This window comes from Rhodohalobacter barkolensis, from assembly GCF_002834295.1.
Taxonomy (GTDB): domain Bacteria; phylum Bacteroidota; class Rhodothermia; order Balneolales; family Balneolaceae; genus Rhodohalobacter; species Rhodohalobacter barkolensis.
In genome coordinates, this window is the sequence record NZ_PISP01000006.1 from 338791 (window position 1) to 352921 (window position 14131).

Here is a 14131-nt window from a genome sequence, read left to right on the forward strand (position 1 = left end):
CATCCTTGTCTTATACACTCGACGACTTTGATTATCACCTCCCGGAAGAACTGATTGCTCAAAAACCTGCTACTCCAAGAGATCACTCCAGATTATTAGTCTACGACAGAGAAACCGGGACTATCAGGGACGACTATTTTTATAATATCGGTGACTATCTGCCCGTCAACACATCGCTGGTTGTAAATAACAGCAAGGTAGAGAAGTGCCGGTTGTTGTTCAATGAGGATAAAGTAGAGATTTTTGTCACAAAGGCGGTAAATGATCGTGTAGTGGAAGCGATGGTTCGGCCGGGTAAAAAATTCAAACCGGGAAAAACAGTTGACCTTGCGGACGGGCTAACCGCGAAAACCCTGAACATTGCAGAAGATGGCATTCGTACAATTGAATTAAGCCGGTCTTTGGATGACGAGATTACGGAAAAGTATAAACACACACCGTTTCCTCCCTACATAGAGCGGGATGAGTCTCTGGCAGATCGATATCAAACGGTATATGCAAAAGATGAGGGAAGTAAAGCCGCTCCAACTGCTGGTCTGCATTTTACGCCGGATCTTCTGGAGAAATTGGAAAAGCAGGGGATAGAGAAGAAAGAGGTGACACTACATGTTGGACTGGGCACATTTGCGCCTGTAAAAGCGGATAAGATAGAAGATCACATTATGCACAGCGAGTGGTTTCAAATATCCCAAAAACAGGCTGATGAGCTAAATCGATCTAAAAGTATTACAGCAGTGGGCACAACAAGTGTGCGGGTATTGGAATCGGCACAAAAAATAGAAGGGAAATTTGTTGCCGGTTCCGGAGAAACGGATATATTTATTACTCCGGGATATTCATTTAAATCCGTTGACCATCTGATTACGAACTTTCACCTTCCAAAAAGTACCCTTTTAATGCTGATTTCTGCTTTTATCGGCATGGATGAAACCAAAAGAATTTACCAGCATGCCATTCGTGAAAAGTATCGGTTCTATTCGTTTGGCGATGCAATGTTGCTACTCTAATTAAGCGTTGTCACTGTCTCCGGACTCCTCTTCATACTGGGCTTTATAACCGTTTTTGATTTTTTGATTCATGTGCCGCTTATAGTTCTCATATTCATACTTTCGTACGGTAAATTCTGAGTGATAGGTGCCGTCGTTACAGTCTACGTTGAATTTATTGGGATCATCTGTTTCTGAAATGATCACCTGAATGTTGCCCAGTTTATAGGAATCTACTTCTTTACTCATGTTTAAAAAGCTGTGATCTAATTATTAGTCCAATTGTAGGATGTTCTAAAGTGATTTTAAGAGTGAAAGGTAAACAAATTATCAGACGGGTTTATTCCACATGTACCGTTCAATCATACCTTTTAGCATTGAGTTATAGTTGCCTTTCAAAAATCCCATTTCTTGTGACTTCAAATGCCAAATAATCCGGAAAATTATTTGATAGTCTAGCTAACGCGTTCACGCATATAGATATAGATAGCATTAATCATGCTAATTGATTTAATAATTTAAACTTAAACAAGGATAAACATGAAACTTATAAGTTTCTGTCTTACCATACTATTCACCTTCATATGTTTAACGGATTTAAAAGCACAGCAGGATGAGGGGTTGCATTTTGAATTATCATTTAATCAGAATGACTATAAAATGTTGCAGGAGAGAGCCGGTGAAAAGGGCGTTTCAGCCGATGATTTTGCACGCTGGATCGGTAGTAATGGTCGTTTTATCATCCTGAAACCCGGTGAAGATTTGGGTGAACTGCCTCAAAGCGCAAGATTAACGGTATTTGCATTGGATGAACGGGGTTCCATTGTTGGAGAACACGGCATGAGAATACGAACAGCAGAGAGATCCACTGATTTAGGAAGATTGATGAATATCAGTGAACTGGGGCAAATATTTGAGCGTCTATTTCCCGATGCCAACTTTTTTCCTGATGCTAACTTTTTCCCAGACTCTCACTTTTTTCCTGACACCCTTTTTAACACAATGGACGAAGTGACAAAGGTTGTTGCAGAAGCCGGCAGGAAGGTTTCAACTTCTGAAGCTGTAAGTTTTGTACTTACTGTTACACCTGATGGCGACCGCTTTGAAGTCCCTGCAAAACCCGGATATGTGCTTTTTGCCGGTCATTTGATTGGGCCCAATCGATTATAACTAGATAATATATCGCCCTAAATTATGCTGAAAGAAATAGGGTGTTATTTATGTAAGCCGAAGGAGAACTTCTTCTTCGGCTTTTTTTGTCTTGAATGGTGAAAGCATCTTTAGTTCATATTGATTTTACTTTTTGGCCCGGATGATATCAGTTAAATGGTTACACTGAGGGCACCCATTAGGTTTATTTCATTGTCATAAATTTTAAAAATTATAGATTGCTTATTGAGGCTAACGAGAATGCTTTTGAATTTAAATCGCTGAAAATAAGTTTTAATACCAGACTTCAACCAAAATCAAACGACTATGATGAGATATATCAACGTTTTATCGGCACTAGTACTATTTTTATCTGCTTGTGGAGGCAATAGTGAAGATCAAACTGATTTAACGCCAGATTTACCTTCAGATACACCTCAGGAAGCATTTTTTGCAAATCTGTTTTCTCTTTGCGGTGAAACTTTTATTGGAGAATCAACATTCCCGGATGACCCGGATCACGATCTTGTCGATACAGAATTAAGAGCAACCGTTGAAACCTGCACGGAAGAGCAGATCAAAGTAGATTTTCTGCGTGATGGCGATACATGGCACGCAACGTGGGTTCTGGAAAAACGTGAAGACGGACTGCATCTATCACACGATCACATTGGCGATAAAGAGTATGAAGAGGGGGAAGAACCAGAGACCGGATATGGTGGCTATGCTGATGAAAGCGGAAATGAGTATCAACAATATTTTCCTGCTGATGATTATACAGCAGAAATTTTACCTGAAGCTGCTACCAACGTTTGGATGATGGAGTATGATCCGGAAGAGGAAACATTTGTGTACGCTTTGGAGAGAAATGAGGAGCCGAGATTCCGAGCAGTTTTAACAAAGCAGTAAGCGCATTAAAAAAGGAGGGTTTAATAATGAACTCTCTTTCTTTTAAAATCCACCTATATAATAGGTTACTTCATTTCTTGTCGGTTCCCAGCCAATGGAAATACCGATATCTATGGCCATGTTACTGAGCCGAAACCTTGACCGGATACCTGCACCGTACACCGATCGGCTTGCGTCTACTAAGTTTTGCTGATCCAAATCCGCTACTGTCTGAGAAAATAGAACGAGATAGATATTTGAAAGATAAACAGGCAGCAGAAGCCCACCATCGTCTGGATAAACGATTGGAATAGTGTAACGGGTATCGAAAATGCCGGTATTATTAGTAGCACGCAGGGGCAGTTCAGAAAAGCTATCGGAGTAAAGGGATGAGGTGTTGAAAACCCGATCATCGGTTTGAGTAATTACCTGACCCGACAGGCGTAAAGATTGGTTGAACTTAGCTAAAGGAGAAATGTAGGTCGAGATGTAACCCCTGAATCCTTTTCTGTCCGTTAAATTAGCATCAATCGTAAATTGGTCGGATTGAATATTCAAATCTGTTCGGTTCAACCCATAGCGCAACTCTGTAAAAAACACCCACCCCGAATTGGGCTGTACATCTCTGGTAAACTGACGCAGGTTATAGTTAAAAACGGTTCTTAAACCTAACGTGTGGCGTGTTCCGAATTCTGAATAGGATTGAGATGTATTGTCCGGATTGAGAAATTTTAACTGATTTATAAAATATTGAGGTTCAATCAACAGAGAAGAGAACCGGGCGTTCCGTTCAAGGTAATATCGGAAAGGTACTTTAAGTGAAACGCCTCGTGATTGTTGCAGTAAAGTGGCATTGAATTCCTGATCATTCTGGGTCACCTGAAATGAAATGAGTGAAGGATCATTAAAAATATTGAATCTGAAACCGGGAAAGAATCCTTTGTAGTTGTATTCCAGATCGTACCAGAACCGATCCAGGTAGTGAGATAACTCGAACTCATATCGCTGACTATTCAATTGATCCACGCTTTCAAAGTTTAGGCTGAAACGGTCAAAACCATTCTGCCTCTCAAAACCGGGTATCCATAGTCTTGGTTTTAACCATCCTAAACCTGTTTGATAACGTTTAAACTCCCATGAAGAAGAATCCGGCTGATTGTCTCGGTTCATGAGTGGACGTTTCAGCCGTTCCGTTATTTGAGGGGTTGATTTATAAGATGTACGTGGAAGGTTCAATTTCTCCGCATCTTCAAGATCAAGTAGCTGTAGGATTTGTTCATTTTGCTGCTGACTCACAAATGCAAGCCTTGATCCGTCGGGGGAGTAAGAGGGTTCAAAGCTATTGTAAATACCGTGAGTAATCTGGCTGACTTGGTCTTCGCCAACATGGTATTCATAAATATTCATGGCTCCATCATCATCCGAAACTAACAACAATCGGTTGCCATCGGGATGCCAGCTCAGGTCAAATATGGATCCGTTTTCAAAAACGATGTCCGGTTCTCCGGTTAGAACAGATTCTTGTTCAAGAAGAGATTCAAACCAAACCGCCTGAATACTGTTTATTTTACCAATAAGAGCAACGTTGCCGGAATCATTTGGAAAAGGAGAAGCCTGGATGATTGAGCTGTTGTCCGGTTTTGAAAACTTTTTGATGATTTCGCCATTTCCGGAATCTAAAAGAACAAGGTTTTGAGTGTGTGCATCTGATTGAAGGGCATAAAGCTGACCTGCATGCTCAACCGGAGAAAACAAGCGTTGTTCCTTTGTGATTCGATATGGTTTTCCGGTTCGGAGGTTGAGTTGATAAAGATCTCCGCGAAACACATTGTCATATCTTGAATCTGAATGGTACCGGCTAAAATGAATAGATGTGGAATCTTCTGAGAAATTGTAAATAAGATCTTCTGTGATTACAACTTCGGTCAACAAATCTGATTGTTCAGATTCAATATCGTAGAGGTAAAAACCTGACGGTTTATTGCAAAACCGGCTATAGAATATCAGAGTGTTATTGTCCGTCCAAAGAGGCCTGTTTGCGCGCCGACACTCTCCACTTAAGGGAAGCTGAATTCCGGGAGCATTTGAAAAGTCCCGGGTGGATTCAGTTTTTCTATCCTGCTCGTCGGAACTCATTTCATCAGAAAACTCCCGATATAGTGAAGCCGGCCATTCACCGGTTTGGGTTCTCAAAGCAAATCCATATCCTAAAAATGGGTATTTATAATGGAACTGAATAGAATTTTTGGCCGTCTCCACACCATATTTATTCTGAAGCCAGTGCATAAATTGGTAGCCGCCAATATAATGCCTGTTAAAGGGGAGTGAATAATCTGTAGTGTGTAATAACTGTCCCATCGACCACTCTTCAGAAGTATCCAGCAAGCTGTTAAATTGATGGTTGAAAAAGGGATAGTTTCCACGGCCTGATCCCGGGATTGAGCCATGGCTTTCATATTCAACGGCAATTCCTTCATGTAAACCAAGAGGTGCTGCAGAGTGAACGGATCGTCTTACATCAGGCGAAAATAGGCCTAATAATCTTGTCATCGCCGGTGGGTTCACGCTAAAATGCAGGGCATGAACCAACTCGTGAGGTAAAACAGACTCAAGCCAGTCTCCCGATTGTGGACTTAAGGCTTTTCCCCGAATTGGAGAGAGTTCAACTTCCGACCTGAAGTTAATAGGGGTTACAAATCCATTTGATCGATCATTTTGTGGATTTAAAATGAAAGGAAATTTTTTGAGTTCTCCTCCAAACAGGTTTTGAATATCTCCATATTCCGCTTCCAGGATAGAGAGAGACCGAATGGCTTCTTCTCTGTATTGAGCGGGATAGATGACCCTGAACTGTTCAGATTGTATTTCCTGCCAGTCCAATCCGGGCAGGCGGTATTGTGTGGAATAGATCTGGGCAGAAACATCCTGGATCAATAACCCTAAAAAGAGAAGGAAAAGAGAATATAATTTCATGACAGTCTTGGTTGAGGGTGTAAATATCACAACATTCTGATTGAATACAAACAGATTTAATGCAAAGAAGAGATATTCTGTAGTTAACTTGGTATAAAGGCATTGAGTGAAATTTGTATCCGCATAAGAGCGATAGTGGAACCTTTATATTCAAATTTTTTTTATGTTTTTATAAGAGTCGTAACAAATAACCTAAAGTAATAGACGAGGTTAGGATGGTAAGTGAAAATGAAATCAATAAACTGGTAAACAGAAAAGGGAGTGATTTGGTAACAATCACCCTGCCAACTCATAAAACCGGAGAAGAGTCCAAACAGGACCCAATTCGATTAAAAAATTTGTTGACTGAAGCCGTTTCTATTTTGAAAGAGAACGGTAAAAAAGAGTCTGATGCTGAACAGTATTTGAAATCGGCATTTGACCTGCTTGATAAACCGATGTTTTGGTCACACGCAGATAAAAGTTTGGCCATTTATATAACAGAGGGTGAGACCGATATTTTTAAACTGCCATATAAAGTGGATAGTGAGGTGTATGTAAACGACCATCACTTGATTACACCGCTGCTTCCTATGTTAAGTATGGATGGCACGTTCTGTGTAGTTGCGGTTAGTCGCCAGGACGCTAAACTACTGAAGTGCACCCGGGATGACGTAGAAGATATAACGCCTGCGGATGTTTCGGTTTCTGTTGCAGACTATCTTGAAGTTGACCAGGAAAAACAACTTCAATACCACACAGGATCCAAATCTCAAGAAGCCATGTATTTTGGTCACGGGGCAAGTGAGGAGGACAAAAAAGTTATTGTAGAGCAGTACTTGCGTGAATTTGAAAAAGAGGTTACAAAAGTAATGCGAGAAAGAAATGACCCGCTCGTGGCTATGGGACTGAAGGATAACCTATCCCTCTATAAAAAAGTGAATAATTACGGCAGGTTAGTTGATGATGCAGTAGAGTTCAATCCGGATGAGCTGTCAGATCAGGAAATTAAAGATAAAGGATGGAATGTAATTCAGAAGCATTTTCTAAAAGATATGTACAATTCACTTGAGAAATTTTCTGAAAAAACAGAAGGCAAGGTATCCAACAATTTGGGCGACATTGTGGAGGCTACTATTCAGGGCCGATCCCACACTATTTTTATCTCAAAAGATGAAAAGAAATGGGGCGTGTTTGATGAAGCTGAACAAACTGTTCATTACAGCAGTAAACCCAAAAATGGAGACATTGAACTGCTGAACTGGCTTTCTATTACTGGCAGAAAAACCGGAAGCAACGTTTATATGCTGGAAAAAGAAGAGATGCCTATGCACTCTACTGTAGCAGCTGAGTTCAGATTTTAAGTGAGTCAGTATTTTAAATTCAAGCGGTGTCTGAAAAGTCGGATACCGCTTTTTTTATGTCTATAAAAGAGAGAGTTATTCAGTGTTATTCTGAGTGGAGCTAAAAACAGAGGGGGATATCCTGAGGAAAATCATAGATTTTCAGGCATCAAAAAAGCTTAAGGTCATGTAGCCCCTTACCATAAGTATATTTAAAAAGTTGTTTCAGAATCGGTTCTGATTTCAAAGAGTGCAATGAATTGATTACTATAGTGGCAATCTTTGCCATAATTAATCAAATTCAAATGTATCGAATGAAATCTTTACTACAATCTATTTTACTATTGCTCATTGTGCCTGCGGTAGCCTTTTCGCAGGTAGAATTGGAATACTACTTGCCGGATGGCGTTACCTATAACCCTGATATTCCAACACCTAAAGAAGTGGTTGGCCATGAAGTGGGTGAGTGGCATATTACACACGACAAGCTGGTCCAGTATATGTATGCGCTGGCTGAAGCCTCAGATCGGGTAACCATACAGGAATATGCCCGCACGTATGAAAATCGTCCGCTTCTTGTATTGACCATTACCGCACCGGACAACCACAGTTCAATCGATCAGATTAAATCGAACCAAAGTCTTTTGCGTAATCCAGAACGATCCGGTAATCTCGACCTGGAGTCGATGCCGGTAATTGTGAATATGGGATTCAGCGTTCACGGAAATGAAGCAAGTGGCTCAAACGCATCCCTTGTAAGTGCCTATCACTTTGCGGCAGCTCAGGGAGATGAAATTGAGGAGACTCTAAGCAACACCGTAATTTTACTCGATCCATCATTCAACCCGGATGGACTTCAGCGTTTTTCTACATGGGTGAATATGCATAAAAGTGCTACAACTGCTACCGATCCGGCTGCGCGTGAGTTTGGTGAAGTATGGCCCGGTGGCAGAACCAATCACTATTGGTTTGACCTGAATCGCGACTGGATGCCGGTAGTGCACCCGGAAAGCCGTGGCCGAATTAAGATGTATCAGGAGTGGAAACCACATGTGCTTACAGATCATCACGAAATGGGTACTAACTCCACATTTTTCTTCCAGCCGGGTATTCCATCCCGAACACATCCGTTAACCCCGCAAAGAAATCAGGACTTAACGGCAGCGATTGGGGAGTACCATGCGGACGAACTGGATGAAATTCAAAGTCTTTATTACACCAGGGAGTCTTTCGATGATTTCTACTACGGAAAGGGTTCCACCTATCCCGACATTTTTGGAACAATCGGGATTTTGTTTGAACAGGCGAGTTCTCGAGGACATGCGCAGGAGAGCGATCACGGAGTTGTTGAGTTCCCATTTGCGGTTAGAAATCAGTTCAGAACATCACTTTCGACGGTTAAAGCGGCAAATGGCTTGAGAATGGAGCTCCATAATAACATGAGAGAGTTTTATCGGGAAGTACAGCAAGAGGCGTCACGCAGCTCGGTGAAAGCTTTTGTTATAGGGGATACATACGATTCCGGTAAAAACTACCACTTTGCCGATCTGATGAGCCGTCATAATGTTGAAATTTATGAGTTGGCTCAGAATCTTGAAGTGGATGGTAAGAGCTTTGAGCAGGGAAAGGCCTGGGTAATTCCGGTTGAACAGACTGAGTATAAGTTTATAGAGGCGATGTTTGAACGGAGAACTGAGTTTACCGACAGCCTTTTTTATGATGTTTCTACGTGGACTTTACCATCTGCATTTAACCTGCCTCACGTCGAATTGAATCAGCGTCAGTTTGATTCAAACTTGATGGGAGATAGAGTTGAGTCGCCTGAAAAACCATCCGGACAGATCATCGGCGGTAGAAGTAATTACGCTTATGCTTTTGAGTGGGATGAATATTATGCTCCACGTGCGCTTTACAGGCTGCAAGAACTTGGGGTTCGAACTCAGGCAGCATTTCAGAAGTTTCAATCCGTCGTTTCAACCGGTGCTAAAGAGTTTAATTATGGTACAATAGTCGTACCGTTAGGAATCCAGGATGTAGATGAGGCAACCATCTTCAGAACCATGCAGGAGATCGCTGAGGAAGACGGTGTAGACGTTTATAACCTTAGAACCGGACTTGCTGCAAGCGGCGTTGATTTGGGCAGTCCAAATGTGAATGCCCTAGAAAAACCGAGCATAGCTATTCTTGTAGGAAGCGGTGTAAGTAACCTTGAGGCTGGCGAGGTGTGGCATCAGCTCGATCAGAGATATAAGATCCCGATTACGCTGCTGGAAAAAGACAGGGTAGGACGAACCGACCTAAGCCGATATAACCGGTTAGTTCTGGTGAACGGAGGTTACGGAGACCTTAGCGAAAGTGCGAAGGCAGATCTTAAATCTTGGGTTCGTGACGGAGGAACATTAATCGTTCAAAAAAGTGCAGTAAACTGGGCTATCAGTGAAGGGTTGTTGAACGCCGAAAGAGTAGAGCAGGAATCTTCTGATAACAGGAGAGTTGCCTACGAAGATCTTTCCGCCGCACGCGGGGCACAAGGTATTGGAGGATCAATATTTGAAGCCAATTTAGACAATACGAACCCACTGATGTTTGGCTACCGAAACGATAGCATGCACATTTTCAGAAACAGCACCACATTTCTTCAGATTACCGAAAATCAGGCTGCTACGCCACTTTATTTAACCGACAACCCATTGGTGAGCGGTTATATTTCGGGTGAAAACAGTGAGCTGATAAAGAATACGGCATCCATCATGGTAGGAAGTTACGGATCGGGCCGCGTGATTGGATTTGTAGACAATCCAAATTTCAGAGCATTTTGGTTTGGTACCAATAAATTGTTTGCCAATGCACTGTTTTTTGGGGATCAAATTAGCCGTACCGCAACGAACTAGTTATTGTTTCTTTTAGGGTTTAAGCCTGTATCCCAAGTTGAGGGTACAGGCTTTTTTATTTATTTCGGACAAATTTTCCAAAATGTCTTGACAAAGAAGCCGGGCCGCCTTAATTTAAGATTAAATACTCTTAATTACTTTTTGGATCATAATGCTACTATCTAAGTCATGTATTTACGGCTTGCGCGCCTCGCTATACCTCGCCTCCCGATCGAGTGAGGACTACATTCCTATCAGGAAAATGAGTGATGATCTTGAGATATCATTTCATTTCTTAACTAAGATTTTACAACAACTTACTGCAAATAATCTGTTGGAGTCTTTTAAAGGGCCAAATGGTGGTGTTCGCTTAAAGAGATCAGGCGAAGAAATTACATTCATGGATATCGTAATTGCCATTGACGGTCCGGCTCTGTTTACGGAATGTGCTTTAGGTTTACCAGGGTGCGGAGTTGAAAAACCATGTCCTTTTCACGAGCAGTGGGCCGAAACAAGAGACAAAATTAAACAGATGATGGAAAGCACCAGCATCAGTGACCTGGCCATAAAAGGAATGGAAGAGAATTTACGACTAACAGCAAAAGGAGGCTTTGAGAAATTTTTTGATTTAGAATAGTCTCAAAAAAAAATTTAATCCTAATTAAGACAAAGTTATCTTTTAACCAAAATAAGATTTAACCAAAATGAAACCTTTATTAACAATTTTTTTTGCACTCGCATTAACATTTTCAGCTTGCTCAGGTGGCGACTCTCAGCAGGAGACACAAGAGGAAGAGACTCAGGAGCAAGGTTTAAGTGATTTCGAATTGGAACACGGCATAGGTCCTATAACTGCAAGGTTAGATATCAGTGACGACATTGATGATGATCTTAGGGTACGGGGCCAGGAAATCTTTGAAATGAAATGTGAAATGTGTCACAATATGGAGGGCCGAATGGTAGGACCGGCGCTAGGTGATGTGGCAGATCGAAGAAGCCCGGAATACATAATGAACATGATTTTAAATCCGGGTGGCATGGCAAAGAACCATCCTGAAGGTGAGAAACTGGTTCAGGAGTATATGTCAGTGATGCCGTTTCAGAATGTATCAGAAGAGGACGCCAGAGCCCTGGTGGAATACCTAAGAGACTATAACATGAACAATTAATCAAACAACTCCTCTATCAAACATAAACAAACAATACTATGAATAAGAATAATAATAAAAGGTTACGAGGGATATTATTGGGAGCAGGTTTTGTGGCATTAGCCGCATTTCTGTTTACGGGATGTCCTTCTGAACAAAGAATGCTAGACAGTGGAGACGCTGCGCAAAAAGTATATGTAGCTCCAGGAGATCACGATGAATTCTACGGATTCTTCTCCGGTGGATACAGTGGGCAATTGAGTGTATGGGGACTCCCATCAGCTCGTATGTTGAAAGTGATACCTGTTTTTTCTCAGGATCCTGAAACTGCATATGGGTATTCTGAAGAAACTAAACCTCTATTTAATACCAGCTACGGATTTATCCCATGGGATGATTCTCACCATCCGCATATTTCTCAAACAGATGGAAACGCCGATGGAAGATGGATCTTTATCAATGCAAATAATACACCGCGTATCGCAAGAATTGATCTGGAAACTTTTCAAACAAAAGAGATTCTGGAGCTGCCAAACACCGGCGGTAATCACGCTTCATCATATGTTACTTCGAACACGGAGTATGTGATTGGAGCAACCCGATTCAGTATTCCTTACGAAAAAGATCTGGATGTGCCGATCGATAGCTACAGTGATGAATTCAGAGGATCGCTATCATTTATAGAGGTTGATCAGGAGACAGGTATGATGGAGGTGGATTTCCAAATTGTAGTACCTCCTTACAACTACGACCTGGGCAGAGCCGGTAAGGGTATTTCAAGTGACTGGGTTTTCTTCACTACATACAACACCGAGGAAGCACACACTATGCTTGAAGTGAATGCATCCAGAAACGACAAAGATTTTATTGCTGCCGTGAACTGGAAAAAAGCTGCCGAACTTGTACGTGACGGGCATGGAAAAACAATGGACGCCGAGTACTATCACAATCATTACAATGGCAAGAAACAGGGATACGCAGTTTCAGAAGTAAAGAATGAAGTTACAGTATTAGATACACGTGAAATAGATGAAAACTTCATCTACTATCTGCCAACTCCTAAATCTCCTCACGGTGTAGATGTAGACCCAACCGGTGAGTACATTGTAGGTGGCGGTAAACTGGCTACCGTTATACCGGTACACTCCTTCTCAAATATGCTGGAAGCGATTGAAAACGATGATATTGATGATTACATCGATGGAATTCCGGTATTGAACTATGATGCAACCATAGCCGGAGAAGTGGAAAATCCGGGCTTAGGTCCGCTTCATACCGAATTTGACGGTAAAGGGTATGCGTATACCTCTGTGTATATCTCATCTGAAATTGTAAAATGGTCTCTCGAGACGTTTGAAGTGGTTGACAGAATAGATTCTTACTACTCAATCGGTCACTTAATGATTACAGGTGGTGATACTGTTGATCCCGACGCTCAATACATGGTTGGTTTGACTAAGACGGCAAAAGACAGATATCTGCCTACCGGCCCAAAACAAAATCACCCGGCTCAGCTATATGATATATCCGGTGATAAGATGGAGCTGCTGTTAGACTTCCCAACCATTGGAGAGCCTCACTATGCACAGTCCATCAAGGCTGATAAAATTGTAGATCAGATTGCGAAGATTTATGAAATGGAGGAAAACGATCACCCGGATGCTCTTCTTAGAATGACTGAAAACCGTGTAGAGCGCAGAGGAAATGATGTCCATATTTATATGGGAGCAACTCGAAGCCACTTCCGTCCCGATAATATCGAGGGAGTTAAGTTAGGTGATGACGTATATGTTCACTTAACCAACATGGAACAGGAATGGGATGTTGTTCACGGTATAGCTATAAAAGGCTCTCAAAGCACTGAGCTGCTTGTACCACCCGGACAAACAAAAACCATCAAGTGGACACCTACCAGAACGGGAATCTATCCATTCTACTGTACAGCTTTCTGTTCTGCACTTCACCAGGAGATGCAGGGATATATTCGGGTATCTGGACCTGATTCAAATGTAGAATTAACGTGGAGTACAAACGAATAACCAAAGAGCCCCTCGTCCCGAGGAATAATCGGGACTTATGATCCAGAACCGGGTTCGGTTAGTTGCCGGACCCGGGATCATAAAATAAACGGGCATTTAGTTGATGACGGGGTTTGGTTCAAAAATCAAACCCTATCATGAACTAAACGAAATAACCGAATACAGGGAAAATGAAAAATCAATCAAAAGTAATAATGGCATTGGCAGCCCTACTGCTGATCCCTCTATATTTTATGCCATTTTGGACCATTGATATGTCGGCACCGCAATACCCGGAGGGAATTGGAATGCATATTCATATTGATGATGTAACCGGTCATAATAAGCATGACTTGAAAAGCATCAACCAGCTGAACCACTACATTGGTATGAGTGAAATACACAAAGAAGATTTTATAGAATTTAAAATTATGCCGTGGGTATTTGCCGGCATGATCATTCTCGGCTTGGTGGCCGCCGCAACCGGTAGTGTAAAACTTGTGATTACCTGGCTGGTATTGATGGTATTGATTGGAATAGTCGGATTTGTAGACTTCTATCTGTGGGGCTACGACTATGGACATAATCTAAACCCGGATGCAGCGATTAAGGTGCCGGGAATGAGTTATCAACCACCACTATTTGGCTGTAAACAACTTCTTAACATCAATGCATGCTCCTGGCCAACAACCGGCTCAATATTTATCGGACTGTCATTCTTGATGGCGGGCTGGGTAACATGGACTGAAAAATTCAAAAAATAAAGACAGATAAATA

The 14131-nt window shown here is 41.7% G+C and carries 11 protein-coding genes; 9 read left to right on the plus strand and 2 right to left on the minus strand.

Features of this window, described 5'->3' with window-relative positions; translation table 11 throughout:
• Nucleotides 1-5: 5 nt before the first annotated feature.
• Nucleotides 6-1007 (plus strand): tRNA preQ1(34) S-adenosylmethionine ribosyltransferase-isomerase QueA, encoded by a 1002-nt coding sequence (queA, locus tag CWD77_RS14990; protein WP_101074400.1) that lies wholly within the window; start codon nucleotides 6-8, stop codon nucleotides 1005-1007.
• On the opposite strand, the gene CWD77_RS14995 is transcribed toward queA, so the two are convergent.
• Nucleotides 1008-1235 (minus strand): hypothetical protein, encoded by a 228-nt coding sequence (locus CWD77_RS14995; RefSeq protein ID WP_101074401.1) that lies wholly within the window; start codon nucleotides 1233-1235, stop codon nucleotides 1008-1010.
• Between the two features lie 291 nt (nucleotides 1236-1526).
• Between CWD77_RS14995 and CWD77_RS15000 the strand changes: the two genes are divergently transcribed.
• Together CWD77_RS15000 and CWD77_RS15005 are read left to right on the plus strand one after the other, a co-directional pair.
• Nucleotides 1527-2156, plus strand: a complete 630-nt coding sequence (locus CWD77_RS15000; RefSeq protein ID WP_101074402.1) for a hypothetical protein — start codon at nucleotides 1527-1529, stop codon at nucleotides 2154-2156.
• A 306-nt stretch (nucleotides 2157-2462) separates the two neighbouring features.
• On the plus strand, nucleotides 2463-3044 hold the full coding sequence (locus tag CWD77_RS15005) for a hypothetical protein (protein WP_101074403.1): 582 nt from the start codon (nucleotides 2463-2465) through the stop codon (nucleotides 3042-3044).
• Between the two features lie 42 nt (nucleotides 3045-3086).
• Here the strand turns inward: CWD77_RS15005 and CWD77_RS15010 are convergent, their stop codons facing one another.
• The gene (locus CWD77_RS15010) at nucleotides 3087-5996 is read right to left on the minus strand and encodes a PD40 domain-containing protein (RefSeq protein WP_101074404.1); all 2910 of its coding nucleotides are present in this window, start codon (nucleotides 5994-5996) and stop codon (nucleotides 3087-3089) included.
• A 215-nt stretch (nucleotides 5997-6211) separates the two neighbouring features.
• On the opposite strand from CWD77_RS15010, the gene CWD77_RS15015 reads away from it, so the two are divergent.
• The 6 genes from CWD77_RS15015 (at nucleotide 6212) to CWD77_RS15040 (ending at nucleotide 14118) form a co-directional block, all read left to right on the plus strand.
• A complete protein-coding gene (locus CWD77_RS15015) occupies nucleotides 6212-7339 on the plus strand; it encodes a baeRF7 domain-containing protein (RefSeq protein WP_101074405.1) in 1128 nt (375 codons plus the stop codon).
• Between the two features lie 293 nt (nucleotides 7340-7632).
• A complete protein-coding gene (locus CWD77_RS15020) occupies nucleotides 7633-10209 on the plus strand; it encodes a M14 family metallopeptidase (RefSeq protein WP_101074406.1) in 2577 nt (858 codons plus the stop codon).
• A 151-nt stretch (nucleotides 10210-10360) separates the two neighbouring features.
• Complete coding sequence (locus CWD77_RS15025; RefSeq protein WP_101074407.1) at nucleotides 10361-10825, plus strand: RrF2 family transcriptional regulator; 465 nt, start codon at nucleotides 10361-10363, stop codon at nucleotides 10823-10825.
• A gap of 67 nt (nucleotides 10826-10892) precedes the next feature.
• Complete coding sequence (locus tag CWD77_RS15030; protein ID WP_101074408.1) at nucleotides 10893-11357, plus strand: c-type cytochrome; 465 nt, start codon at nucleotides 10893-10895, stop codon at nucleotides 11355-11357.
• Nucleotides 11358-11395: 38 nt separating this feature from the next.
• Entirely contained in the window at nucleotides 11396-13375 is a 1980-nt protein-coding gene (gene nosZ, locus CWD77_RS15035) for a Sec-dependent nitrous-oxide reductase (protein ID WP_101074409.1), read from the plus strand.
• 170 nt (nucleotides 13376-13545) lie between these two features.
• Nucleotides 13546-14118, plus strand: coding sequence for a hypothetical protein (locus CWD77_RS15040; protein WP_101074410.1), 573 nt, complete (start codon nucleotides 13546-13548; stop codon nucleotides 14116-14118).
• Nucleotides 14119-14131: the final 13 nt, after the last annotated feature.

Bases quoted from the DNA above. Each gene is read 5' to 3' on its own strand.
- CWD77_RS14995 (WP_101074401.1), bottom strand. From the start codon at position 1,235: ATGAGTAAAGAAGTAGATTCCTATAAACTGGGCAACATTCAGGTGATC.
- CWD77_RS15000 (WP_101074402.1), top strand. From the start codon at position 1,527: ATGAAACTTATAAGTTTCTGTCTTACCATACTATTCACCTTCATATGT.
- CWD77_RS15005 (WP_101074403.1), top strand. From the start codon at position 2,463: ATGATGAGATATATCAACGTTTTATCGGCACTAGTACTATTTTTATCT.
- CWD77_RS15010 (WP_101074404.1), bottom strand. From the start codon at position 5,996: ATGAAATTATATTCTCTTTTCCTTCTCTTTTTAGGGTTATTGATCCAG.
- CWD77_RS15015 (WP_101074405.1), top strand. From the start codon at position 6,212: ATGGTAAGTGAAAATGAAATCAATAAACTGGTAAACAGAAAAGGGAGT.
- CWD77_RS15020 (WP_101074406.1), top strand. From the start codon at position 7,633: ATGAAATCTTTACTACAATCTATTTTACTATTGCTCATTGTGCCTGCG.
- CWD77_RS15025 (WP_101074407.1), top strand. From the start codon at position 10,361: ATGCTACTATCTAAGTCATGTATTTACGGCTTGCGCGCCTCGCTATAC.
- CWD77_RS15030 (WP_101074408.1), top strand. From the start codon at position 10,893: ATGAAACCTTTATTAACAATTTTTTTTGCACTCGCATTAACATTTTCA.
- nosZ (WP_101074409.1), top strand. From the start codon at position 11,396: ATGAATAAGAATAATAATAAAAGGTTACGAGGGATATTATTGGGAGCA.
- CWD77_RS15040 (WP_101074410.1), top strand. From the start codon at position 13,546: ATGAAAAATCAATCAAAAGTAATAATGGCATTGGCAGCCCTACTGCTG.